This window comes from Burkholderia ubonensis subsp. mesacidophila, assembly GCF_002097715.1.
GTDB classification, from domain to species: Bacteria; Pseudomonadota; Gammaproteobacteria; order Burkholderiales; family Burkholderiaceae; genus Burkholderia; species Burkholderia mesacidophila.
In genome coordinates this window covers 3,435,849-3,459,052 of the sequence record NZ_CP020737.1, presented here as the reverse complement: position 1 = coordinate 3,459,052, position 23,204 = coordinate 3,435,849, and the positions used below count along the sequence as shown (strand labels likewise).

Genomic DNA, 23,204 nt, shown 5'->3' with positions numbered 1-23,204 from the left:
CGAGCTTAACAAAGTGCGCCGTGCGCGGGCAATCGAGTGAGTGCTCTCTTTCTACGAATTCGGGTATCCACGTCCCTGTGCGGTTTCGAACGCGCTCCTACAATAGCCGCCTATAACAAACCAACGAGAAACAAACCATGTCGTTCGAGACATTCGCCCCGTTTCGCGTAACGGGGCAGGACACCGACATCTTCGGTGTCAAAGGAGGCGCGGGGCCGCCGCTTCTGCTGCTGCACGGCCATCCGCAGACCCACATGATCTGGCATCGCGTCGCCGCGACGCTCGCGAATCATTTCACGGTGATCGCGACCGACCTGCGCGGCTACGGCGCGTCCGGCAAACCCGCGAGCGACGCGCAGCACACGCCGTATTCGAAGCGCGCGATGGCGGCCGACCAGGTCGCGGTGATGCGGCAGTTCGGCTTCGAGCGCTTCTACGTGTGCGCGCACGATCGCGGCGCGCGCGTCGCGCACCGGCTCGCGCTCGATCACGCCGACGCGGTCGAGCGGATGATGCTGCTCGACATCGCGCCGACGCTCGCGATGTACGAGAAGACCGATCGCGCGTTCGCGACCGCGTACTTCCACTGGTTCTTCCTGATCCAGCCCGAGCCGCTGCCTGAGACGCTGATCGGCGGCAACACCGATGCGTACATCGAGCGCGTGATGGGCAACCGCTCGGCGGGCCTTGCGCCGTTCGCGCCCGACGCGCTCGCCGCGTATCGCGCGGCGCTCGCGCAGCCGGGCGCGGTGCACGCGATGTGCGAGGACTACCGCGCGTCGGCGACGATCGATCTCGAGCACGACCGTGCGGATCTCGAGCGCGGCACCAAGGTCGCGTGCCCGCTGCGCGTGCTGTGGGGCGCGAACGGGATCGTCGCCCGCTGCTTCGATCCGCTCGACGAGTGGCGGCACGTCGCGCGCGACGTCAGCGGCCGCGCGCTCACGTGCGGGCACTACATTCCGGAAGAGGCGCCGGTCGACCTGATCGACGAGATGCTCGCATTCTTCGAGGCGCGCGACCCGGTGGCCTGATGCGGGCTGCGGCGCGCGTGCGTCAGCGCTGCGCCGCGTCGTCGTCCGCAAGCGGCGGCAGCCGGCGCGGCACCGGCGTCGACTTGACGATCGCGGTGCTCGTCTCCGCGCGCTCGGTCACCTTCGCGAGGATGCCGTCGAGCTGCTCGATCGAGCGCAGGTAGAGCCGGCAGATGAAGCAGTCGTCTCCCGTCACCTTGTCGCATTCGACGAATTCGGGGATGCGCCGCAGCAGCTCCTCGACGAGATGCAGCTGGCCGGGCAGCGGCTTCACGCGGACGATCGCCTGCAGCGTGTAGCCGAGCGCGCGCGGGTCGAGCTCGACGGTGAAGCCGGCGATCACGCCCTGCGCCTCGAGGCGCCGCACGCGGTCCGCGGTCGCGGGCGCCGACAGCCCGATCTGCCGCGCCAGCTCGCTGGTCGCGATGCGTGCGTCGTCGGCGAGTGCGGCCAGGATCGCGCGGTCGGTCGCGTCGAGCGCGGCGACGGAGGGAGGGGAAAGGCGTTTCGTCATGATCGCTTTGCTTTCGAAGGTGAATCGGATGATTCGCTTCAGTTTAGCCGTGGAGATCGCGAAAGCAAGTTTCTAGAATCGAAGTCATCCGATCCTCAACGGGAACTGTCATGGCTTCGAACGAAATTCGCCGCGGCGCCGCCGAAATGGTCGTCGCGATGCTGATGTCCGGCACAATCGGCTGGCTCGTGATGTCGTCGCGGCAGCCGCTCGCCAACGTCGTGTTCTTCCGCTGCGTGTTCGGCGGCGCGACGCTCGCGCTCGTCTGCGCGGCGTTCGGGTTCCTGCGCCGCCCGCTGTTCTCGTGGCGCATGCTCGGCCTCGCCGCGCTCGGCAGCGTCGCGATCGTCGCGAACTGGCTGCTGCTGTTCGCCGCGTATTCGCGCGCGTCGATCTCGATGGCGACCGCCGTCTACAACACGCAGCCGTTCATGCTCGTCGCGCTCGGCGCGCTGGTGTTCCGCGAACGGATCACCGCGTCGACGCTCGCGTGGCTGCTGCTCGCGTTCGTCGGCCTCGTGTGCGTAGTGCGCGTCGAGCCGGCCGTGCTCGCGGTGCCGGGCGAGTATCTCGAAGGCGTCGCGCTCGCGCTCGGCGCGGCGTTCCTGTACGCGGTGTCGTCGATCATCACCAAGCACCTGAAGGGCACGCCGCCGCACCTGATCGCGCTGCTGCAGGTCGGGCTCGGCGTCGTGATGCTCGCGCCGTTCGCGCACTTCGACGCGCTGCCTGCGACGCCTGCGCAATGGCTCGACCTCGTCGTGCTCGGGATCGTGAACACGGGCGTGATGTACGTGCTGCTGTACGGCGCGATCCAGAAGCTGCCGACCGCAATGACGGGCGCGCTGTCGTTCGTCTATCCGGTCGTCGCGATCGCGGTCGACCGCGTCGCGTTCGGACAGACGCTCGCGTGGACGCAGGTGCTCGGCGCGCTGTTGATCCTGCTCGCGGCGGCCGGCGTCAATCTCGGCTGGCGGATCGTGCCGGCGCGCCGCGCGGTGGCCGGGCACTGAAATGGTCGTGCGATTCGGTTCACCGCTACGGTTCACCGCTACGGCTCGCCGCGGCGGTTCACTGCTACGGAGCGAAAAGCGTGCCGCGCGCGCACCTGCAACACGCTGTAAGAAGTTGTAGGGAAACACCCGATGCGATGCGCCGGCGTCGCTCGTATGATGCGTGCTGTGACGTTGATCACGTTCACAGGATTCCGATTCGAGATGCCGTTCGCCCGTCAGGCTGAACGGCATTTTTTTATGCGTCGCTCGCCGCGAGCGCACGCCGCGCGTCGAGTCGCGCAAGTACCTCACGCTTCGCGTCGTCGTCCGACGCGCGCCATCCCTTGATCTCGTCGCGGGTGCGCAGGCAGCCCGCGCACCATTCGGTGCGCGGATCGATCTTGCACACGCCGGTGCACGGCGACGCGACGGCGCTTTGCGGCACGTCGCTCATGCGGTCTCCCGCAGCGCGACGTCGGCAACCGGCGCGCCGGTCAGCGTGACGAGCTCCTGCGGCGACAGGTTGAACACCGCATGCGGATGGCCGGCCGCGGCCCACAGGCTGTCGAGCGCGAGCAGGTCGGCGTCGATCAGCGTGACGGGCTCGACCAGGTGGCCGATCGGGCACACGCCGCCGATCGCATAGCCGGTGTTGTCGCGCACGAACTTCGCGTCCGCACGGCCGACCTCGCCGACCCGCGCGGCGACCTTCTGCTCGTCGACGCGGTTCGCGCCGCTCGCGACGACCAGCACCGGCGCGCCGTCCGACTGGCGGCGGAACAGGATCGACTTCGCGATCTGCGCGACCGAGCAGCCGAGCCCGGCCGCCGCCTCCGCGGATGTCTTGCCGGTTTCGGACAGCATCACGATGCCTTTCGCATGGCCGCGCTCGCGCAGCAGCGTCGCGACGCGTCGCGCGGAATCGGGGAGGGAGTCGAGTGAAGTGGGTGTCGTCATGTGTTCGGATCCGTTGAATGCATGGGGTCAGGCGCAGCTCGGCGCGTCGGCCGCGCTTTGCGCCTTCGCGAGCAGCGCGCGGCCGGCGCGCGACGCGTTCGCGCGGCCGATCGCGTTCGAGATGAATTCGCCGGCGGCGACCACCTGCGCGAGATCGACGCCGGTGTCGATGCCGAGGCCCTGCATCAGGTACAGCACGTCCTCGGTCGCGACGTTGCCGGTCGCCCCCTTCGCGTACGGGCAGCCGCCGAGGCCCGCGACCGACGCGTGGAAGATCTCGATCCCCTCGAACAGCGCGGCGTAGATGTTCGCGAGCGCCTGGCCGTAGGTGTCGTGGAAGTGGCCCGACAGACGCTCGCGCGGGAACACGCGCGTGACGGCTTCGAGCACCTCGCGCGTGCGCTTCGGCGTGCCGACGCCGATCGTGTCGGCGATGTCGATCTCGTCGCAGCCGAGCGCCGCGAAGCGCTCGACGACGTCGACCACCGACGCGACCGGCACCTCGCCTTGGTACGGGCAGCCGAGCGCGCAGGACACGCTGCCGCGCAGCCGCAGGCCCGCGTCCTTCGCGGCCTTCGCGACCGGCTCGAAGCGCGCGATGCTCTCGGCGATGCTGCAGTTGATGTTCCGCTGCGAGAACGCCTCGCTCGCCGCGCCGAAGATCACGACTTCGTCGGCGCGCGCGGCGAGCGCGTTCTCGAAGCCCTTCAGGTTCGGCGTGAGCACCGAGTAGATCGCGCCCTCGCGGCGCTCGATGCCGGCCATCACCTCGGCGCCGTCGGCCATCTGCGGCACCCATTTCGGCGACACGAACGACGCGGCCTCGATGTTGCGGAAGCCCGCGCGCGACAGGCGGTCGACCAGCGCGATCTTCACGTCGGTGGGCACGAAGGTTTTCTCGTTCTGCAGCCCGTCGCGCGGGCCGACTTCGACGATCTTGACGGCGGTGGGGAAGGTCATGGCTGTCTCCAGTTTCCTGATATTTGAAATGCGCGATTCAGTAGCCGCGCGCGTAGTCGACGATTCCGCTGACGGGCTCGCCGCGCTCGAACGCGCGGATCTTGCCGGCGATCTGCTCGATCGCTTCCGCACGCAGCGTCTCGGCGGAGCTGTGCGGCGTGATCGTGACGCGCGGCGCGCGCCAGAACGGGTGGTCGTCCGGCAGCGGCTCGTGCTGGAACACGTCGAGCGTCGCGGCGGCGACGCGGCCGCTCGCGAGCGCGTCGAGCAGGTCGGCTTCGACCAGATGCGCGCCGCGCGCGACGTTGATCACGTATGCGCCGGGCGCGAGGCGCGCGAACGTGCGCGCGTCGAGAATGCCGTCGGTGTCCGGCGTGCTCGGCAGCAGGTTGACGAGCACCTTCGCGCCGTCGACGCACGCGTCGAAGCCGGCTGCGCCGGCGAACGTCGCGACGCCGTCGAGCTGCTTCGGGCTGCGGCTGTAGCCGCGCACCGGCAGTCCAAGGCCGGCGAGCGCCCGCGCGACCTGCGCGCCGAGCACGCCGAGGCCGAGCACGGCGACCGTGAAGGTCGCGCGCGGATGCGGCTCCAGCGCCTGCCAGCGGCGCGCGCGCTGCAGCTCGGCGTATTCGTCGAAGCGGCGCAGGTAGCGCAGCACCGCGTGCGTCACGTATTCGATCATCTGCTGCGCCATCCCGGAATCCTCGAGCCGCACGAGCGGCACGTGCGGCGACAGCGTGCCCGGATGCGCGCGTTCGAGCGCGAGCAGCGCGTCGACGCCCGCGCCCAGGTTGAAGATCGCGCGCAGGCCGTCGCGCGGCGCGAACAGCTCGCGCGGCGCGCGCCACACGAGCGCGTAGTCGGCGGCGGCCGTGTCGCCCGGCCGCCACGCGCGCAGCTCGGCTTCCGGCAGCGCCTGCGCGAGCTCGGCGCGCCATGCGTCGGCATCCTGGTACGTCGAATGGAACAGGACCTTCATGCCGTCACTTCGCGAACAGCTGGCCGATGTCGGCGAATGCCTTGAATTCGAGCGCGTTGCCGCAGGGGTCGAGGAAGAACATCGTCGCCTGCTCGCCGACCTCGCCCTTGAAGCGGATGTGCGGCTCGATCACGAAGCGGGTGTGTGCGGCCTTCAGTTTGTCGGCGAGCGCGTGCCATTCGTCCATCGCCAGCACGACGCCGAAGTGGCGCACCGGCACGTCGTCGCCGTCGACCGGATTGACCGCGCTCGCGCCCGTTTCGTGCGGCGCGAGATGCGCGACGAGCTGGTGGCCGAAGAAGTCGAAATCGACCCAATGATCGGAGCTGCGGCCTTCCGGGCAGCCCAGCAGGCCGCCGTAGAACGCACGGGCGTCGGCGAGGCTCGACACGGGAAAGGCAAGATGGAACGGGCGTAGCGCGCCGGCGGGCGTAGCGGGCATCGGGTGTCTCCTTTTGGGAACCTCACATTCTACGGTTTCGCGGCGGATTGCGTCGGCGGGCGGGGGCGCGATCCCGTCCGACGAAAAGCAAAGCACAAAATATTGGTTCGGCCGCCGCGGGCGGCGCGCCACAATCGGGCCTCGTCTTCAAGCGAGCGAGGGCAAACATGAGCGCATGCAGCAAATCGGTCTGGCCGCCGCGGCTCGTCACCGTTCCCGGCCTGCACGGCAGCGAAGGCGCTCATTGGCAGACCTGGCTCGAACGGCAGTTCCCGCGTTCGCTGCGCGTCGAGCAGGCGGACTGGGATGCGCCGGATCTCGCGGGCTGGGCGCAGTCCGTGCGCGCGCTGCTCGAGCGCGAGCGCGGGCCGTTCGTGCTCGCCGCGCACAGCTTCGGCTGCCTCGCGGCCGCGCACGCGCTCGCGCAGTGGCCGCATGCCGGCGAAGTCGCCGGCGTGCTGCTCGTCGCGCCGGCCAGCCCGCTGAAATTCACGTTCGCCGGCGCCTTCGACGCCCGGCGCCTCGCGGTGCCGTCGATCGTGATCGGCAGCGAGACCGATCCGTGGATGTCGCTCGGCGACGCCCGCACCCTCGCGCAGCGGCTCGGCAGCGCGTTCGTCAATCTCGGCGACGCGGGCCACATCAACACCGCGGCCGGCTTCGGGCCGTGGCCGCGCGCGAAGTACTTCGTCGATACGCTCGTGCATTGCGCGGCGCCGCTGCGTTTTCGGGAGGATGCGGGGGAGTTCGATGCCGCCTTCGCCGGGAGGATGCTCGCGCAAGCGGTTTGACGCATAGCGCGTGCGCGACGCCGCGCGCCACCATGAAAAGCGCCCTGCGGCGCGGGCCGAGGCCCGCCCTGCAGGGCGTCGTCGTTCGATGCGCGGCGCGACCGGCCGTCGGCCGCGCCGCTGTCGTCAGGCGGTGACCGGCTTCACCGCCGCCGGATCGGAATAACTCGGCCGCCCGTTCTCGACGTGCCCCGCGAAGCGGCGCGAGAACGCGCCGTTCGCGCCGTCGCTCACCGTCACGTCGTACCACTGGTGGCTCGATGCGAGCAGCCATTGCTCGACGCGCTCGTCGCCCGCGTGCAGCGTCACCTGCCGCGCCGGCGCGCCGTATGCGTTGTCGGCCAGCGTCAGCGTGACGTGGCCCGTCCCGTGATTGCGCAGCTTCAGGTACAGGTTGCCGTTCGCGACGTCGTAGCCGGCCTTGACCTCCGGCTGCGCGTGCTGGTGGCGATGCGCGGTCGCGGCCGGCGCGTTGCCCGAGAAGATCCGCACGAAGCCGTTCGGCCCGTACACCGAGAACGCATACGCGCCATTCGTCGCCGACAGGTCGAAATCCGCGTGCAGCGTGCGGTGCGCGCCGACCGTGTAGCGCCACGGCCCGTCGCCGCGATTCGTCGCATACACGTTGAAGTGCGCGCCCTGCTCGCCGCGGTTCGCGAATTCGATGCGCAGCCGGTTCGCGCCGTCGACGCGCGCGTTCACGTGCAATTCATACGGCAGCGCGCGCGCCGGCCGCACGCCCGGTTCCTGCGGATCGATCGGCGCCGGTTGCGCGGGCACGGTCGGCGCGGGCTGCGACGTGCACTGCTGGTCGGCGATCGAGCGGTATTGGCTCGTATCGGGCAGCGGCGGGAACGTCGCGTCCTGCGTGCGGAAATCGAACGCGGCGCTCAGGTCGCCGCACACCGTGCGGCGCCACGGCGTGATGTTCGGCTCGTCGACGCCGAAGCGCTCGCCGATGAAGCGGATCACCGACGTATGGTCGAACACCTGCGAGCACACGAAGCCGCCCTTGGTCCACGGCGACACGACCGTCATCGGCACGCGCGGGCCGAGGCCGTACGGCAGGCCGTCGGCCGTGTAGCTGCCGCCGCGCCCCGGGTTCACGACGGTGTGCAGCTCGCCGTCGGTCGTGACGGTCGATGCGCCTTGCGCGGCCGACGTCGGCGGCTGCGGCGGCACGATGTGGTCGAAGAAGCCGTCGTTCTCGTCGTACATGATGAACAGCACGGTCTTGCTCCACACGTCCGGGTTCGCGGTGAGCGCGTCGAGAATCTGCGACGTGTAGTTCGCGCCGTACGCGGGCGTGTATTTCGGGTGCTCGGAGAACACCGCTGGCGGCAGCAGCCACGACACCTGCGGCAGCCGGCCGTTGATCACGTCCGACTTCAGGTCGTCGAGCGTGCGCACCGTCTGCGCGCGCTGGTACAGCGACGAGCCCGGCTGCGCGTCGATGAAGTTCGCGAAGTTCTGCAGGATGTTCGTGCCGTAGTTGCCGTTGTACGGATCGGCCCACGTGAGCCCCTGCTGGTAGACCTGCCACGAGATGCCGCGCGCCTCGAGCCGCTCGGGGAAGGTCGGCCACGTGAGCAACTGGTACGCGGGCGGCCGGTCGCCGTCGACGTAGTCGGCGTTGTCGAGCAGCGGGCCGCCGAACTTGCCGGTCGGGTCGATCGTGCCCGTCATCAGGTACGCGCGGTTCGGGTGCGTCGGGCCGGGCAGCGAGCAGAAGTAGTGGTCGCAGACGGTGAACGCATCGGCGAGCGCGTAGTGGAACGGGATGTCCTCGCGCACGTGGTAGCCCATCGTCATGTCGGTCTTGTTCGCGGGCCACTGGTCGTAGCGGCCGCCGTCGATCGCCGCATGGGTCTTCGCCCACGAGTGGTCGAGCGCGCCGAGGCATTGTGCGCTCGTCGTCTTCGTGTCGAGCCGGAACGGCAGCACGGGCTTCGCCGGGTCCTCCTTCGACGGCTGGTACCACACGGGCTTGCCGTTCGGCAGCGGGATCGGGAACCGGTCGTTGTAGCCGCGCACGCCGCGCAGGTGTCCGAAGTAATGGTCGAACGAGCGGTTCTCCTGCATGAACACGACGATGTGCTCGACATCGCGGATCGTGCCGGTGCCGCGCGCGGCGGGAATCGCGAGCGCGCGGCGGATCGATTCGGGGAACGCGCCGAGCGCGGCGGCGGCGCCCGCGGATTGCGCGACGGTATGCAGGAAGCGGCGGCGGCTGGATGACGTCATGTTTTTCACCTCGATTCTGCGAACGGGGACGGAAACGGCGGATCAGCCTGGCGTCGATGCGGGGGCCGGTGCCGGGGCGGCCGGCTTCGCGCCGTCGTCGTCTTCCGGCGGATAGTGGACGACGGGGGGCGCAAGCGGCGCGGCCGCCGACGCGTTGCCGCCGGCGGCCGCGCCGCTGTTGAATGCGCTTGCCGTGCCGGCAGACCCGCCGGCCTGCTGCGCGCCGTCGGCCGGGTGTGCGCCATGCGATGCATCGTCGCTGCACGCGGCGGCGGACAGGGCGGCACAAAGGGCGACGGCGGTGGCAAAGCGGCGCATCACAAGTCTCCTGCGGGGCTGATCTCGAACGTCGTCGAGTATGACGAATCGATGAGGCGTTTCGATGAATCGTTTGCGACCGGCGCGTGATCGCGGCATGCTTTCGGCGCGGTGACGAATGGCTTTCGGTCGTGCGGGTTGCGCGTCAGCGGCGCGGCGTGCGGCGGCGCACTTCGCTGCGCAGCCAGTCGAGCCACGTCCGGATCGCCGCTTCCTTCGGATGGTCGGGACGCCACACGACATAGTGCGCGTAGACGTCGCTGATGCGCACCGTCGACACGCGTACGAGCGTGCCCGCCGCCAGCTCGGGCTCGATCAGCGAGCGGCGCGCGAGCGCGACGCCGCGCCCCTTCAGCACGGCGTCGATCAGCGCGTTCGCGTCGGTGAATTGCGGCGCGCGCGCGGATTCGGTGAGGTCGAGCCGTGCGGCCTGGAACCACGGCTCCCACGGCTGCGCGGGATGCCGCAACAGCGTCGCGCGCGCGAGGTCGGCCGGCGCGCGCGGCGCGATGCCGTCGCGATTGCGGTACGCGGGGCTCGCGACCGGAAACACGGTCTCGTTCATCAGCTTCTCGGCGACGACGCCCGGCCACGTGCCGGGGCCGTAGCGCAGCGCGACGTCGATGCGGTCGCGCTTGCGCAGGGGGGCGAGCGCGGCGTCCGGATGCAGTGCGATGTCGATGTGCGGGTGCGCGGCCGCGAAGCGCGGCAGGCGCGGCGCGAGCCAGCGTTCGGCGACGCTCGGCAGCACGCTGACGTTGAGCGTGACGGCGCGCGCGCGTGGCCGGCTGCGCGTCGCGAGCGCCGGCTCGAACGCGCGCTCGAGCACGCTCAGGCCCTGGCGCACCTGCAGCGCGAGCGCGTGCGCGGCGTGCGTCGGCGTCGCGCCGTTGCGTTCGCGCGTGAAGAGCGGATAGCCGAGCTGCGCCTCGAGCGCGCGAATGTGCTGGCTCACGGCGCCCTGCGTGAGCGCGAGCGCGTCGGCGGCGCGCGTGAAGCTCTGCAGCCGCACGGCGGTCTCGAATGCGCGCAGCGTCTGCAGCGGAGGAAGATGGATCGGTCGCATGGCGGGTATTAGTAGCACTAATGCCCGAGCACGACAATTCATCGTTTGCCGACGCCGCGGCCGCGTTCCTACACTCGGTGCCATCTTCCACACGGCCTGCATGGCACCGTCAACATGACTGCATATCGTCTCTACTATTCACCGGGCGCCTGTTCGCTCGCCTCGCACATCGCGCTCGAGGAAACCGGCGCGCCGTTCGACACCGAAGTCATCTCCGTGCGCGAGCGCGACAACTTCAGCGACCGCTATCTCGCGATCAATCCGAAGGCGCGCGTGCCCGCGCTCGCGATTCCGGGCGAGCCGCGCGTGCTCACCGAAACGCCCGCGATCCTCGCGTATCTCGCGCGCCGCCATCCCGACGCGCACCTGCTGCCGCTCGACGATCCGCTGCGCGAGGCGCGCTGCCACGAATGGCTCGCGTGGCTCGTCGGCTGGGTGCATGGGGTCGGCTATGGCGCGCTGTGGCGGCCGGGCCGCTTCGTCGACGACCCGGCGGTGCACGGCGCGATCAGCGCGCACGGGCGCGGCGTGATCGAAGCGGCGAACGCGACGATCGAAGCGAGCCTGGCCGACGGGCGCGCGTGGGCGGAGCCGGGCGGCCATTCGATCGTCGATCCGTTCCTGCTCGTGCTGTATCACTGGGGCGCGGCGGTCGGGCTCGACATGACGCGGCACGCGGCGTGGAGCGCCCATGCGCGACGCGTCGCCGCGCGGCCCGCGGCGCGGCGCGCGCTGGCGACAGAGGGGCTCTGACGCGCGGGATCGGAAGATGCCGGCGCGCAGCGTGCCCGGTGCGCGCTACGGCCGCGCGCCTGAGCGCGGCGCGAACGCCAGCGCCTTGATCTCGACGATGCCGCCGGGCGGATTCAGCTCGGCGACGGCGAGTTCGACCGCCGCCGGGTAGGGCGCGGGGAAGAATTCGTCGCGCACCGCGGCGATCGCGGCGAGCTGGCCGGTCTTGTCGAGCGCGACGTGGCCGCTGCCGAATACGTGGAACATCTGCAGCTCGACCACGTCGGCGAGCTGGGCGTCGCAGGCCGCCAGCAGGCGAGCGATTTGCCCGAACACCCGGCGCAGTTCGTCGCGAAACGCGGCGTCGTCGAGCGGCTGAGCGCCGTGCCGGGCGGCCACGATGCCCGACAGGAACACGAAATCGCCGGCCCGGCGCGCGGGCGCGTAATGGAATGCGTCGACGTCGGCCTGCAGCTCGGCCGGGACGACGACCTTGCCTGTCGTCGTCGGCAGGGTGACCAGCGTGTCTTGTGACAGATCATGCATAAGGAATCGAAACCTCATTGGGCAATGCGGCGGGTCTGCCGCGGAAACAACGGATAGGCGAGCCACGCGCACAGCGCGGTGGCGAGCCAGACGACGCTCCATGAACTGGCTGCGAGCAGATGCGGAATCGTGAGCGGTGTCAGGAACAGGCCGACGTACACGGCGGTGTTGGCCATGCCGAGCGCGGTGCCGGCGTTGTCCGCGCCTGCGAGCGTCGCGAGCTCGGTGTAGGCGACGCCGTGCCATGCCGACACGCACACGCCCGCGCCCACCAACAGCACGACTACCGCGGCGGCCGGCAGGCGAGCGGCGGCTGCCGTCGCAAGCGCGAGCAGGCCGAACGCGGCGACCGCGACGAGCACCGAGCCGCGCACGTAGGCGCGGCGGTTGCCGCGGCGATCGGTGTAGCGGCCGCTCCACACGCGCATGACCATCGCGCCGAGCTGGATCGTCACCATGGCGGCCGTGATGCCGGCGAGACCGAGCCGGATGAAGTCGTGCAGGAACACGGTGGCGAACGTGAGTATCGCAAATTGCGGCGCGCACAGCAGGCCGATGCCGAGCACCACGCGCCAGACCGGGCCGTTGCGCAGCGGATGCGGGCCGGCGGGGGCGGCGGTGGTCGCCGGCGCATGGCTGCGCACCGGCGCCTCCGGCGGCTCGTGCAGCCAGCGCCAGGTGAGCACCGCGGAGGCGGCGCACAGCAGCGCGAGCAGGCCGAAGACGCCGGCGAAGCCTGTGGTCGACGCGAGCGTCGGCAGTAGCGCCGCGCCGAGCCCGCCGCCGAGCGGCACGGCGGTCTGGCGGATGCTCATCGCGAGTCCGCGCTCGCCCTCGCGGAACCAGCGCATCACGGCGCGCCCGCTCGAGCCGTTGACGCTGCCGCCGAGCATGCCGACGAGCGCCATCGCCGCCGCCACGCACGTGAGCGACGGTACCGCGCCTGCCGACGGTACGATCAGCAGCGTCATCGCCGCGAGCACGGTGGCGGTCGCGAGCAGGCCGGTGAGCAGCATGCGGCGGTCGCCCCAGCGGTCGGCGGCCATGCCCCACGGCAGCTCGGATAGCGCGACGCCGAGCCCGAGCGCGCCGAGCACGAGGCCGAGCGCGCCGTTGCCGAGGTGATAGTCGGCGCGCAGCCAGATGGCAGTGGTCGGGATGCCGGTCGCGGCCGCGGAAAAGCTCATGTTGGCCGCGACGCCGACACCGAGCACGCGCCAGCGGTGCGCGGCCCCGCGGGCGGCGCGCGCCGTCGGAACCGAATCGAAAGTGGCTTGGGTTTCCATGATGTGCCGCCTCATTGAGCGATTGACGGCACACAGTGTCGCGTCCTACATTAATCCCGAAAATCGAAAAGTTTTTGATGAATCGTTCGATAAATCAGGATGATTGGCATGTCCCAGACGAATTTCGACCTCGCCGCGCTGCGCAGCCTCGTGGCCGGCATGGATCTCGGCAGCTTCGCGAAGGCGGCCGACCGCGTCGCGCGATCGTCGTCGGCGGTCAGTGCGCAGATCAGGAAGCTGGAGGCGCAAGCCGGTGCGCCGCTGTTTCGCAAAGCGGGGCGCGGCCTTGCGCTCACCGACGCAGGCGAAGCGATGCTGCGCTACGCGCGGCGCCTGGTCGAGCTGAATGACGAGGCGGCGGCCGCCGTGCGCGGCGTGAATCTCGACGGGTGGGTGCGGATCGGGCTGCAGGAGGATTTCGGCGAGGCGATCCTGCCCGACGTGCTGGGCCGTTTCGCGCGCGCGCACCCGAAGGTGCGGATCGAGGCGCGCGTCGCCCATAACGCGGAGTTGCTCGAAAGGCTCGACGCGAACCAGCTCGATCTCGCGCTGGTGTGGGGTGATCCCGCGTCGGCGGCGTTCGTCGCGCGCACGGGGATCGACTGCGAGGAGATCGCGCACGTGCCGATGCGGTGGATCGGCGCGGCCGGCTTAGGCGCGGCCGGCTTAGGCGCGGCGGCAGACGGTGACGCAGGCGAGCCGTCCGTTCGCATGCCGGGCGAGCTGCTGCCGCTCGTGGTGTTCGACCGGCCGTGCCGTTTCTTCAGTGCGGCGACGGCCGCGCTCGATCGCGCGGGCGTGCCGTGGCGCGTCGCGTTCACGACGCCGAGCCTCGCGGGCCTGTGGGCCGCAGCCGCCGCGGGCCTTGGGCTGACGGTGCGCTCGCATTACGGGCTGCCTGCGTCGGTCAGGTTGCTCGACGCTGCGCCGCTCGGCCTGCCCGACTTGCCGAGCGTGCCGCTGATGCTGCTGCGGCGTGCGTCGTCGGCGACGCCGACCGTCGATCGGCTCGCGCGGATCATGACGCAGGCGGTGAGCGGGGCAGCGACGGCGCTTGCGGCGTGACTCCGATCGGCGCGTGCGCCTTTAGTCGCCCGTTCGGCTGACTGGAGCGACTTGCCGAATCCCGCGACAATGGCGGTCACTCAATGGAGCCCATCATGCAGAACGCAAACCTCCACGACGCCGCGCTCGATCTGCCGCGGCTCGTCGATGCCGCGATCGCCGGCGAAGACGTCGTGATCTCGCAGGACGGCAAGCCTTCGGTCCGGCTCGTGCCTCTCAAGCCCATCCACCAGTATGGCCTCCTCAAGGGGCAGATATGGATCGCCGACGACTTTGATGCGCCGCTTCCCGACGACCTGCTGGATGCGTTCGAAGGGAAGTAATGCGCTTGCTGTTCGATACGCACATTTTTCTCTGGATGTTGGCCGATGATCCGAAACTGAGCGTTCGCGCGCGCAGGCTGATCTCCACCGCCGATGAAGTGTTCATCAGCAGCGCGAGCATCTGGGAAGTGGCGATCAAGGCCGGAAAGGGAAAGCTGGACGTCGACGTGGAAGGGCTGGTCGATGCGATCAAGACGAGCAAGTACCAAGAACTACCGGTTCGGGCCGCGCACGGAGCGGCCGTGCGCAACCTGCCCCATTATCATCGCGACCCGTTCGACCGGTTGCTCGTCGCGCAGGCGTGGTGCGAACCGCTGCTGCTGGTCACGGCCGATGGCGACCTCGCGCAGTACGGCTCGTCCCGAATCCTGACGGTTTGAAACAATTTCGGGAGCGAAATCCTACGCTGCCGCGACAGCCGGCGTGGATGCTTCCAGCGCCGCACAAAGCTCCACCACCTTCGCCCGCAGCGCGTCGCTTGCCGGCACGAACGGCAGCCTCAACCCATCCTCGCACCAGCCCTGCGCGGCCAGCAGCGCCTTCACGGGCGCCGGATTCGGCTCCGCGAACAGCGCCGCGACGAGCGGCTGCAGCGCGACCGCCAGACGCCGCGCGTCGGTGAGCCGTCCGTCGCGCAGCAGCGCATGGATGCGCACGTGCCACTCGGTCAGCACGTGCGCGCTGCTTGCGATCGTGCCGTGCGCGCCCGCGCACAGCGCCGCGAAGTTCTGGTTGTCGTCGCCGGACAGGATCGCGAGCGGCGTCTCGTGCACGAGTCGCGCCATCCGGTCGAGGCTGCCTCCGCACTCCTTGACGCCCGCGACGCGCGCGTCGCGCGCGAGCGCCTGCAGCGTCTCCAGCTCGACGTTCACGCCGGTGCGGTACGGAATGTTGTAGACGAGCACCGGCCGGTCGGCGGCTTCGACGATCACTTCGAAGTGCCGCCGGATGCCGTCCTGCGTCGGCCGCACGTAGACGGGCGGCGTCACGAGCAGGCCGTCGGGAGCCAGCGCAGCGAGCTCGCGCGCGCGCGCCGCGGCGAACTGCGTCGCGCTCGCGGTCAGCCCGACGATGATCGGAAGGCCCGGCACGGCGTCGCGCAGCGTCGCGAACACCGCATCCTGTTCGCGCGCGTCGAGCAGCGCGCCTTCGCCCGTCGTCGCGCCCGCGACGAACCCGGCGATGCCGGCGGCCGCATAGCGGCGCGCGAGCCGCGCGAGCGCCGCGTGGTCGACTTCACCGTGGTGAAACGGCGTGATGAGCGGCAGCCAGATACCTTCGAAACGTGTTTGCATGCAAAGCCTCATGGTGAAAACGGATGTGGGAGAGAACCGTTCCGCCGACGGGGTGCCGGAGCGAGGCTTGCGAGCGAGGAGAAAGAAACAACCTGCGGGCATCCCGTCCGGCATTCGCCTGACGGGACGCGACATCCCCGTCAGTCGAGGAGTCGTTTTTTCAGTTTCAGCCCGGCCGCGCGCGCGCCTGCCGCGACGGCGGCGAGGATCGGATGCGGGCGCAGGGCAACAGACATGGATGGACCGTGAAAAGGGCTGAACGGCGATCTTAGCATCAGATCCGGCGCGTGCGCGAGCGGTCGCCGTCACTTATCCGAAATCCTGCTTTGCTTTCCACGACTGATTGGAAGCCGCCGCGCGGCCCGCCGCTAGAATGCCCGCTTACGTTTCGATGACGGCGCGTGCGCGCGCCGGCACGCATCAACCACTGGAAGCGGGGCATTCAACGATGGGATACACGAACGGAATCGGCGGCCGGCTGCTGAAGGGCGTCGCCGCGGCGGCGCTGGTCGTCTCGGCTGCGGCCGCGCACGCGGACACGTCGCTGCTGAACGTGTCGTACGACGTGACGCGCGAGCTGTACAAGGACATCAACGCGGGCTTCGTCGCCGCCTACAAGCAGAAGACCGGCGAGACGGTCGCGATCAGGCAATCGCACGGCGCGTCGAGCGCGCAGGCGCTGTCGGTGCTGCAGGGCCTGCAGGCCGACGTCGTGACGATGAACCAGCCGAACGACATCGACCTGCTCGCCGAGCGCGGCCAGCTGCTGCCGAAGGACTGGCGCACGCGCTTCCCGGACAGCAGCTCGCCGTACTCGACGACGATGGTGTTCCTCGTGCGCAAGGGCAACCCGAAGGGGATCAAGGACTGGAGCGATCTCGCGAAGCCGGGCGTGCAGGTGATCATCGCGAACCCGAAGACGTCCGGCAACGGCCGCTACGCGTATCTCGCCGCATGGGGCTACCAGAAGCAGAAGGGCGCGACCGACCAGCAGGCGCTTGATTTCGAGAAGGCGATCTTCCGCAACGTGCCGGTGCTCGATTCGGGCGGCCGAGGCGCGACGACGACGTTCACGCAGCGCGGCATCGGCGACGTGCTCGTCACGTTCGAGAACGAAGTCGCGCTGATGGACACCGGCGCGTCGGGCGCGCAGTTCGACGCGGTGTACCCGTCGGCGAGCATCCTCGCGGAGCCGCCGGTCGCGGTCGTCGACAAGGTGGTCGACAAGAAGGGCACGCGCAAGGTCGCGCAGGCGTATCTCGACTACCTGTACACGCCGGATGCGCAGGAGATCATCGCGCAGCACCATCTGCGCCCGCGCGACCCGAGCGTGCTGAAGAAGCACGCGGCCGAGTTCAAGCCGCTGAAGACGTTCAGCGTCGAGCAGGTCTTCGGCAACTGGGCGAACGCGCAGAAGACGCACTTCGCCGACGGCGGCACGTTCGACCGGGTGATCGTCGACCGGAAATGACGGCGGCCTGACGCGGCACGATGCATCACGGCTTGCCGTTGATCGTGGTCAGGTAGCGGGCGAGGTCGTCGATCGCCTCGGGCGGCAGCGGCGCGCCATACACCGCGCGCATCTTGACGACTTCCGCCTTCCACTCGTCGAACGACAGCGGCGGCTGGCGCGTCACCATGCCGACCGAATGGCAGACGAGGCAGTGCTGGTTCGCGAGGTCGGCGCCCGGGCCGGGCGGAAACTTGCGCGTATCGCCGGGCAGCTCGACCTCGACCGTGCGAGTTTCGATCGTCCGGGCTGCCGCGGCGCGCGCCGGCCCGGTCGCTTCCGCCATCGCGACGCTTGCCGCGCACGTCGCGGCGGCGAGCAGGATCGCGGCACATGTCTTTGTCATGATCGGCTCCTCACGCGATGACCACGTTCGTCGTTTCGACCACGTTGCGCATGTAGCCGGCCGGGTTCCAGTTCGGTGCGTCGGGCTGCTCGACGCCGTCGGCGTTGACCGCCTTGACCTGCAGCGCCGCCGGTCCGGCGCGCCGCGGCGTGAACTGCGCTTCCCAGCGGCGGAAGCTGTATTTCCCGTAGTCCTTCCCGAGCCGCGCCGCCGTCCACGACGCGCCGCCGTCGGGCGAGAACAGCACGTTGCGCACGCCCGTGTCGCCGCCGAACGCGATGCCCCGGACCGTCTGCACGCGATCCTGCGCGATCACGCTGCCGTCGGCGAGGTTGGTGATGAACGAGCGCGGCACCATCCGGCCGATCGGCACGGTCGCGACGCCGGCCTGCCCGGGCTGGACGCTCGCATGCGGGGTGTCGGGAATCCGGTAGGCCTTCGCCATCCAGAAGTTGTCGTCGCGGCGGTCGATGACCTCGATGTCGTGCAGCATCTTCACCCAGTACGTCGAATACCAGCCGGGCACGACGAGCCTCACCGGGAAGCCGTTGAGCAGCGGCAGCGGCTGCCCGTTCATCGCGAACGCGACGATCACTGCGCCGTCGCGCGCGCGATCGACGTCGAGCGCCTTCACGTAGGCCGGCGTGGCGGGCAGCACGCCCGTGTCGAGGCCGTTGAAGCGGACCTGGACCGCGCCCGCCTTCACGCCCGCCCGGTCGAGGATGTCCTTCAGTCGCACGCCGGTCCAGCGTGCGTTGCCCATCGCGCCGTTGCCCCATTCGCCGCCGGCCACGCGCGGCTTGAAGAAGCCGCGCGAATTGCCGGCGCACTGATTGACGGCGGCGACCTCGACGTGCGGAAAGTCCCGCGCGAGCTCGCGCAGGCTCAGCGCCAGCGGCCGCTCGACGAGCCCGTGCACGGCGAGCCGGAACGCGCCGGCGTCGATCCGCGTCGGAATGTTGGCCAGGTGCCAGCGCACGAAGAAGCGGTCGTTCGGCGTGAACACGCCGTCGTCGAACACGGCGAACGGCGTCTCCAGCAGCGGCGGGCGGGTGCGCACGAGCAGCATCTCGCCTTTTTGCGGAAACGCGCGCGTCAGCTCGCGCAGCCCGTTCTCGAACGGCAGCGAGACCGCGTCTGCGGCGAATGCGTGGCGGAACCAGCCGCCGCCGACGGCAAGCAGGCCGCCTGCGGCGGCCTGCATCAGGTGACGGCGTTGTGGATCGAGTGGGGCGGCCATGTCGACCCCCGGGTTAGCCGATCTGTCGGTGGATAACGCAACCGTTCACCCGGCCGGGGACCCGCATGCGAGCCGGGGTTGCATTCAATATTAGGCGCTATCCGGCGTCATATCCGGTTCGGCTGCGCGTTGCATTTCCGCTTCCGCGACCCGCGTGCTACGCTCGTCGCCTCCCCGTCTGCGGCGCCGCGCGATGAACGTCGATCCTTCCGCTTCCTCCCCTCGCGGCCGCGGCCGCAAGATCTGGTCGGGCACCCGCCACGTGATCGCGTACGGGATGCCGCCGCTCGGCTGGCGCGACCTGTACCACCGCGCGCTGACGGTGAGCTGGCCCGTGTTCTTCCTGTCGCTCGCGGTGCTGTTCCTGCTCCTCAACGGCGGCTTCGCGACGCTGTACATGCTCGGCCACGCGCCGATCGCGAACCAGTCGCCGGCCGGGTTCGGCGGCGCGTTCTTCTTCAGCGTCGAGACGCTCGCGACCGTCGGCTACGGCGACATGCATCCGCAGACCCTCTACGCGCACGTCGTCGCGACGCTCGAGATCTTCATCGGGATGTCGGGGATTGCGCTGGCCACCGGGCTCGTGTTCGCCCGTTTCTCGCGGCCGCGCGCGAAGATCCTGTTCGCGCGCTACGCGATCGTGCGGCCGCTGAACGGCCGGATGACGGTGATGGTGCGGGTCGCGAACGCACGCCAGAACGTGATCGCCGAGGCGCGCGCGAAGCTGCGCCTGATGCGCGTCGAAGGCACGCACGAGGGCTATACGCTGCGCAAGATCCACGACCTGCCGCTCGTGCGCAGCGAGCATCCGATCTTCCTGCTCGGCTGGAACCTGATGCACGTGATCGACGAGTCGAGCCCGCTGTTCGGCGAGTCGGCGGAGTCGCTCGCGGCGCGCGACGCGTCGCTGCTGATCACGATCGAGGGCTCGGACGAGACGACCTCGCAGGTGATGCTGGCGCGCCACTCATGGGAACACGGCGAGATTCGCTGGTTCCATCGCTACGTCGACCTGATGCACGAAGAGGGCGGCATCACGCACATCGACTACACGCACTTCCACGACGTCGTGCCGGTCGACGCCGACACGGCGGGCGGCACGCCCGGCGCGACCATCGTGTCCCGCGAGGCACGCGCGCCCGGCCCGAGCGCGTCGTCGACGTAGCGGCCGTTCGCGTCAGGGATGCAGCAGCCGCGCCGCTTCGCGTTGTTCGATCGCGACCGCGCGGCGGAAGCCGTCGCGATCTTCCGCGCGCGCGACGTAATCACCGAGCACGCCTTCGTGCGGCAGCAGGTGCGCGTCGAATGCGATCTTCAGCGTGCTCGCGAGCAGCAGGTCGGCCGCGGTGAAGTGCGCGCCGACGAGCCACGGGCTTTGCGCCAGCGTCTGCGCGAGCGCGCGCTGCACGCGCGCGATGTTGCCCCAGCCGAATGCGACCGGGTTGCCCGACGCGCCGGTGAATTTTTCCGCCATTGCCGGTTCGAGGCAGGTCGGCGTGAAGAACAGCCATTGCAGGAACCGGCCCCGCAGTGGATCGTCGGGTGCGATGCCGAGCTGCGCGTCGGGAAAGCGGTCCGCGAGATAGAGCAGCACCGCGCCGGATTCGGCGAACGGCACGCTGCCGTCGTCGAGCGCGGGCAGCTTCGCCATCGGATTGACCTGAACGAACGCGTCGCTGCCCTGCTCGTGCGAGCGCAGGTCGATCGGCGCCAGCTCGTACGGCACGCCGATCTCCTCCAGCATCCACAGCGCCCGGAACGCCCGGGTCTTCGGCCAGTAGTAGAGCTTCATCGCGTGCTCCGTGTATGCGGTGACGATCCAGTGTAGTCGAGTCGGTCCGCGGAATGTGCGTCGTTCGTCGCGTGGCCGGCCGTGTGACGCGCTCGGTGGGGCTCAGGCGGCCAATGGGGCGGCGAGGCTCGGATTCTCGATACCAGACGGGGGCTTGGTGACCTTTTGTCATCTTTTTCCGTCCGTCTTTCCGGCTTTGAGCGGCTTCCGGCCGTGGTTCGGCTGTTCGGCGGCTATCCCGAAAATTGAAACGCGATCAGAGCATGTGCATTGTTTCTTTCATTTTTATTGCGGTGACGAGGCAACGATGCCGCAGGACGATGACGGAGAGGCCCGGAGCGTACCGAGCACACTGCCGTTGGCGGTCGTGCTGAAAAGGCGTCGATTAGCGCGACCGGGATGCTGAGTATGGAATATGCGCTCGTACAACTACCTGTTGTGCGCCGGAAGGCAAACAATACGATCAATTTAATCAGAGGGGTTTGAATATGGCGATTCAGGAACCAACGAAGACCGGCTTTGAAAAATGGCAGGACGATATTAATAAGGCCGCAGGCGATGTCAACTGGGATACCTGGGATTGCGAGATTCAGATGGCGGTGAACGAGTACAACCGGCACCTGTCAGGAACTGCCGGGTACAGCCCATTGGATTGGCACTTAATCAAGGCAATGCTATGGGTTGAAACAGGAGCAAATAGTTCGGAATGGAAGATTAAACCATTGCAGATCGGCGTATCAGGCGATCCAGGCTTGACATCATTCCTTTCGGGTAACGAAGGCGGTGACTTGATTCTGCCTCCCACCTGGAAAGGGCAACTGACTATGGGATCAGCGAGAACAATGCCAGCGCATAACATCCGCGCAGGAATTGGTTACCTGCTCATGCGCATGGCAACCTTTGAGCACCGTAGCGTGTCCGTTGCAGCCTCCAAGGTCTATGACGTCACAGTCAAGTCGGGCGATAGTCTCGACAAAATCGCGACGGAACACGGCAGTACAACCGAAGTGCTGAAGAAACTGAATCCAATGGTCGGCGTGTTGCGGCCAGGACAAGTCTTGAAGTGCCAAAAAGCCTCGGTTCGACGTGTCATCACGGGGTGGCGACCGTTATCCGCAACATCAGTGGCATTACGTTACAATTCAATGCGCCGCGATCCGAACTATGCAAAGAAATTGGACTTTGCACGGGTTTGGTACGCAAGGGAGCGGAGGCTTCATGCACGCAATAAGACGGATTGGTTTGGGGTTTATGCTGTCCTTGCCGCTGCTCTCAATTGCTGCGCCGGGCAATGTCGTCAGGAGTGAGAAGGATTTATACGAAGAGTGCGGCGCTTATTCTCAGGCTGGAATGAAGGATTGCCTTGTGAAGAAGGCCGATGAAAGTCGGGCATCTTTAAAAAAAGCTGAAATCGATGTGATTGCCGTGATAAAAAAATGGGATGAGGGTAATAAATATATCCGTGCATCCCAAGCAATGCTCGCGGCATCGAATAAGGAATTTGTGAAGTACCGCGGGGCTCAATGTGAATTTTCTGCTTCGCTAAGTGGCGGCGGAGCTGGTAATGCCTATGAAATGGGGCGACTGGCCTGTATCGCGGAACTCAACACCAGACGCGTCGAACAGCTACGCAACGCCGTCTCTGACTTACCGTTGAAGTAGCATTGAAACGCACAATGGCCAGCCTAGGGCCTGTTCTCGCTAATACCGGGCTTGCGCTGGCCGCCTTCCTGTTCCCTGGGAATATTCGGTTGTTTCCTTTCTGGATGACCTGAAGCGGCTTTTGTCGGATTTGATCTGGTTCACAGCAGGTGAGCGTGCCAATTCGATCAAGCAGCGGCGGCCCGTCACATAGTCGCGCTCGTTGTGGATATCCCGCCCCCCAACAACTCGAAACCCTGTGCATTTCGAAGGTGAGCGCGAGGGCCTGATCAAACGCGTCGCCAGAATCGATGTGGATAACCAACCCCCGAGGCAACTCGAAACACTGTGGATTTTAACGGTGAGAGTGAGCCCTCGATCGAACGTTTCGCCAGCCCGATGTGGATATCCGGCCTCCGAAGCCAGTCGGAAGGCTGTGGATTCTAACGGTGAGGGTGAGACCTCGATCGAACATTTCGCCAGCATCGATGTGGATAACCAACCCCCGAGGCAACTCGAAACACTGTGGATTTTAACGGTGAGAGTGAGCCCTCGATCGAACGTTTCGCCAGCCCGATGTGGATATCCGGCCTCCGAGGCCACTCGGACGGCTGTGGATTCTAACGGTGAGGGTGAGACCTCGATCGAACATTTCGCCAGCATCGATGTGGATAACCAACCCCCGAGGCAACTCGAAACACTGTGGATTTTAACGGTGAGAGTGAGCCCTCGATCGAACGTTTCGCCAGCCCGATGTGGATATCCGGCCTCCGAAGCCAGTCGGAAGGCTGTGGATTCTAACGGTGAGGGTGAGACCTCGATCGAACATTTCGCCAGCCTCGATGTGGATATCTGACCGCCGAGGCCACTCGGAAGGCTGTGGATTCTAACGGTGAGGGTGAGCTTTCGATCGAACGTTTCGCCAGCCCGATGTGGATATCCGGTCTCCGAGGCCACTCGGACGGCTGTGGATTCTAACGGTGAGAGTGAGCCCTCGATCGAACGTTTCGCCAGCCCGATGTGGATATCCGGCCTCCGAAGCCAGTCGGAAGGCTGTGGATTCTAACGGTGAGGGTGAGACCTCGATCGAACATTTCGCCAGCCTCGATGTGGATATCTGACCGCCGA

26 protein-coding genes are annotated in these 23,204 nt (G+C 68.0%); 11 read left to right on the top strand and 15 right to left on the bottom strand.

Annotated features, from left to right (window positions below; all coding sequences use genetic code 11):
- Positions 1 to 137 precede the first annotated feature (137 nt).
- Positions 138 to 1,034, top strand: a complete 897-nt coding sequence (locus tag B7P44_RS16265; protein WP_084905845.1) for an alpha/beta fold hydrolase — start codon at positions 138 to 140, stop codon at positions 1,032 to 1,034.
- Positions 1,035 to 1,056: 22 nt separating this feature from the next.
- Here B7P44_RS16265 and B7P44_RS16260 read toward each other — a convergent pair whose 3' ends face one another.
- Complete coding sequence (locus B7P44_RS16260) at positions 1,057 to 1,548, bottom strand: Lrp/AsnC family transcriptional regulator (RefSeq protein ID WP_084905843.1); 492 nt, start codon at positions 1,546 to 1,548, stop codon at positions 1,057 to 1,059.
- Positions 1,549 to 1,658: 110 nt separating this feature from the next.
- On the opposite strand from B7P44_RS16260, the gene B7P44_RS16255 reads away from it, so the two are divergent.
- Positions 1,659 to 2,561 carry a DMT family transporter gene (locus B7P44_RS16255; RefSeq protein ID WP_084905841.1) on the top strand — a complete coding sequence of 301 codons (903 nt, stop codon included), beginning with the start codon at positions 1,659 to 1,661 and terminating at the stop codon, positions 2,559 to 2,561.
- Between the two features lie 238 nt (positions 2,562 to 2,799).
- On the opposite strand, the gene B7P44_RS16250 is transcribed toward B7P44_RS16255, so the two are convergent.
- From B7P44_RS16250 to B7P44_RS16230, 5 genes are read right to left on the bottom strand one after another with little or no spacing between them, the layout of a single operon-like run.
- The gene (locus B7P44_RS16250) at positions 2,800 to 2,997 is read right to left on the bottom strand and encodes a DUF1289 domain-containing protein (RefSeq protein WP_059829146.1); all 198 of its coding nucleotides are present in this window, start codon (positions 2,995 to 2,997) and stop codon (positions 2,800 to 2,802) included.
- Positions 2,994 to 3,500: a YbaK/EbsC family protein gene (locus B7P44_RS16245; protein ID WP_084905839.1), complete on the bottom strand. Its 507-nt coding sequence runs from the start codon at positions 3,498 to 3,500 to the stop codon at positions 2,994 to 2,996. The genes B7P44_RS16250 and B7P44_RS16245 overlap by 4 nt, the downstream gene beginning before the upstream one ends.
- Positions 3,501 to 3,527: 27 nt before the next feature.
- Complete coding sequence (locus B7P44_RS16240; protein ID WP_084905837.1) at positions 3,528 to 4,460, bottom strand: hydroxymethylglutaryl-CoA lyase; 933 nt, start codon at positions 4,458 to 4,460, stop codon at positions 3,528 to 3,530.
- Between the two features lie 37 nt (positions 4,461 to 4,497).
- Positions 4,498 to 5,439: a 2-hydroxyacid dehydrogenase gene (locus B7P44_RS16235; protein WP_084905836.1), complete on the bottom strand. Its 942-nt coding sequence runs from the start codon at positions 5,437 to 5,439 to the stop codon at positions 4,498 to 4,500.
- A gap of 4 nt (positions 5,440 to 5,443) precedes the next feature.
- Entirely contained in the window at positions 5,444 to 5,881 is a 438-nt protein-coding gene (locus B7P44_RS16230; protein ID WP_059634379.1) for a VOC family protein, read from the bottom strand.
- A gap of 167 nt (positions 5,882 to 6,048) precedes the next feature.
- Between B7P44_RS16230 and B7P44_RS16225 the strand changes: the two genes are divergently transcribed.
- Positions 6,049 to 6,672 carry an RBBP9/YdeN family alpha/beta hydrolase gene (locus B7P44_RS16225; protein ID WP_084905834.1) on the top strand — a complete coding sequence of 208 codons (624 nt, stop codon included), beginning with the start codon at positions 6,049 to 6,051 and terminating at the stop codon, positions 6,670 to 6,672.
- A 126-nt stretch (positions 6,673 to 6,798) separates the two neighbouring features.
- Here B7P44_RS16225 and B7P44_RS16220 read toward each other — a convergent pair whose 3' ends face one another.
- The 3 genes from B7P44_RS16220 to B7P44_RS16210 all read right to left on the bottom strand — a co-directional run bounded on the left by B7P44_RS16220 (position 6,799) and on the right by B7P44_RS16210 (position 10,300).
- Positions 6,799 to 8,916, bottom strand: coding sequence for a phosphocholine-specific phospholipase C (locus B7P44_RS16220; protein ID WP_084905832.1), 2,118 nt, complete (start codon positions 8,914 to 8,916; stop codon positions 6,799 to 6,801).
- Positions 8,917 to 8,958: 42 nt separating this feature from the next.
- Complete coding sequence (locus B7P44_RS16215) at positions 8,959 to 9,234, bottom strand: hypothetical protein (protein ID WP_084905830.1); 276 nt, start codon at positions 9,232 to 9,234, stop codon at positions 8,959 to 8,961.
- Positions 9,235 to 9,379: 145 nt separating this feature from the next.
- On the bottom strand, positions 9,380 to 10,300 hold the full coding sequence (locus tag B7P44_RS16210; RefSeq protein ID WP_084905828.1) for a LysR substrate-binding domain-containing protein: 921 nt from the start codon (positions 10,298 to 10,300) through the stop codon (positions 9,380 to 9,382).
- A gap of 114 nt (positions 10,301 to 10,414) precedes the next feature.
- Between B7P44_RS16210 and B7P44_RS16205 the strand changes: the two genes are divergently transcribed.
- Positions 10,415 to 11,053 carry a glutathione S-transferase family protein gene (locus tag B7P44_RS16205; RefSeq protein WP_084905826.1) on the top strand — a complete coding sequence of 213 codons (639 nt, stop codon included), beginning with the start codon at positions 10,415 to 10,417 and terminating at the stop codon, positions 11,051 to 11,053.
- Positions 11,054 to 11,098: 45 nt separating this feature from the next.
- Here B7P44_RS16205 and B7P44_RS16200 read toward each other — a convergent pair whose 3' ends face one another.
- Both B7P44_RS16200 and B7P44_RS16195 read right to left on the bottom strand, forming a co-directional pair.
- Positions 11,099 to 11,578: a Rid family hydrolase gene (locus B7P44_RS16200; protein ID WP_084905824.1), complete on the bottom strand. Its 480-nt coding sequence runs from the start codon at positions 11,576 to 11,578 to the stop codon at positions 11,099 to 11,101.
- A gap of 14 nt (positions 11,579 to 11,592) precedes the next feature.
- Positions 11,593 to 12,864 (bottom strand): MFS transporter, encoded by a 1,272-nt coding sequence (locus B7P44_RS16195; RefSeq protein ID WP_084905822.1) that lies wholly within the window; start codon positions 12,862 to 12,864, stop codon positions 11,593 to 11,595.
- Positions 12,865 to 12,972: 108 nt separating this feature from the next.
- Between B7P44_RS16195 and B7P44_RS16190 the strand changes: the two genes are divergently transcribed.
- The 3 genes from B7P44_RS16190 (at position 12,973) to B7P44_RS16180 (ending at position 14,632) form a co-directional block, all read left to right on the top strand.
- Entirely contained in the window at positions 12,973 to 13,929 is a 957-nt protein-coding gene (locus tag B7P44_RS16190) for a LysR substrate-binding domain-containing protein (protein ID WP_231716630.1), read from the top strand.
- Between the two features lie 95 nt (positions 13,930 to 14,024).
- A complete protein-coding gene (locus B7P44_RS16185; protein WP_167389804.1) occupies positions 14,025 to 14,252 on the top strand; it encodes a type II toxin-antitoxin system Phd/YefM family antitoxin in 228 nt (75 codons plus the stop codon).
- Positions 14,252 to 14,632: a type II toxin-antitoxin system VapC family toxin gene (locus B7P44_RS16180; protein WP_084905815.1), complete on the top strand. Its 381-nt coding sequence runs from the start codon at positions 14,252 to 14,254 to the stop codon at positions 14,630 to 14,632. Before B7P44_RS16185 ends, B7P44_RS16180 begins: the two co-directional genes overlap by 1 nt.
- A 21-nt stretch (positions 14,633 to 14,653) precedes the next feature.
- Here B7P44_RS16180 and dapA read toward each other — a convergent pair whose 3' ends face one another.
- On the bottom strand, positions 14,654 to 15,547 hold the full coding sequence (gene dapA / locus B7P44_RS16175) for a 4-hydroxy-tetrahydrodipicolinate synthase (protein WP_084905813.1): 894 nt from the start codon (positions 15,545 to 15,547) through the stop codon (positions 14,654 to 14,656).
- A gap of 448 nt (positions 15,548 to 15,995) precedes the next feature.
- Here dapA and B7P44_RS16165 point away from each other — a divergent pair, with 448 nt between their 5' ends.
- Positions 15,996 to 17,018 carry a sulfate ABC transporter substrate-binding protein gene (locus B7P44_RS16165; RefSeq protein ID WP_084905811.1) on the top strand — a complete coding sequence of 341 codons (1,023 nt, stop codon included), beginning with the start codon at positions 15,996 to 15,998 and terminating at the stop codon, positions 17,016 to 17,018.
- A 25-nt stretch (positions 17,019 to 17,043) separates the two neighbouring features.
- On the opposite strand, the gene B7P44_RS16160 is transcribed toward B7P44_RS16165, so the two are convergent.
- Entirely contained in the window at positions 17,044 to 17,403 is a 360-nt protein-coding gene (locus tag B7P44_RS16160) for a c-type cytochrome (protein WP_084905810.1), read from the bottom strand.
- Between the two features lie 10 nt (positions 17,404 to 17,413).
- Positions 17,414 to 18,643 carry a molybdopterin-dependent oxidoreductase gene (locus B7P44_RS16155; protein ID WP_084905808.1) on the bottom strand — a complete coding sequence of 410 codons (1,230 nt, stop codon included), beginning with the start codon at positions 18,641 to 18,643 and terminating at the stop codon, positions 17,414 to 17,416.
- 193 nt (positions 18,644 to 18,836) lie between these two features.
- Here B7P44_RS16155 and B7P44_RS16150 point away from each other — a divergent pair, with 193 nt between their 5' ends.
- On the top strand, positions 18,837 to 19,808 hold the full coding sequence (locus B7P44_RS16150; RefSeq protein WP_084905806.1) for an ion channel: 972 nt from the start codon (positions 18,837 to 18,839) through the stop codon (positions 19,806 to 19,808).
- 12 nt (positions 19,809 to 19,820) lie between these two features.
- On the opposite strand, the gene B7P44_RS16145 is transcribed toward B7P44_RS16150, so the two are convergent.
- Positions 19,821 to 20,435 (bottom strand): glutathione S-transferase family protein, encoded by a 615-nt coding sequence (locus tag B7P44_RS16145; RefSeq protein ID WP_084905804.1) that lies wholly within the window; start codon positions 20,433 to 20,435, stop codon positions 19,821 to 19,823.
- A 488-nt stretch (positions 20,436 to 20,923) separates the two neighbouring features.
- On the opposite strand from B7P44_RS16145, the gene B7P44_RS16140 reads away from it, so the two are divergent.
- Positions 20,924 to 21,742 carry a LysM peptidoglycan-binding domain-containing protein gene (locus B7P44_RS16140; protein ID WP_088511455.1) on the top strand — a complete coding sequence of 273 codons (819 nt, stop codon included), beginning with the start codon at positions 20,924 to 20,926 and terminating at the stop codon, positions 21,740 to 21,742.
- Between the two features lie 58 nt (positions 21,743 to 21,800).
- On the top strand, positions 21,801 to 22,097 hold the full coding sequence (locus B7P44_RS16135; RefSeq protein ID WP_231716690.1) for a lysozyme inhibitor LprI family protein: 297 nt from the start codon (positions 21,801 to 21,803) through the stop codon (positions 22,095 to 22,097).
- Positions 22,098 to 23,204 lie beyond the last annotated feature (1,107 nt).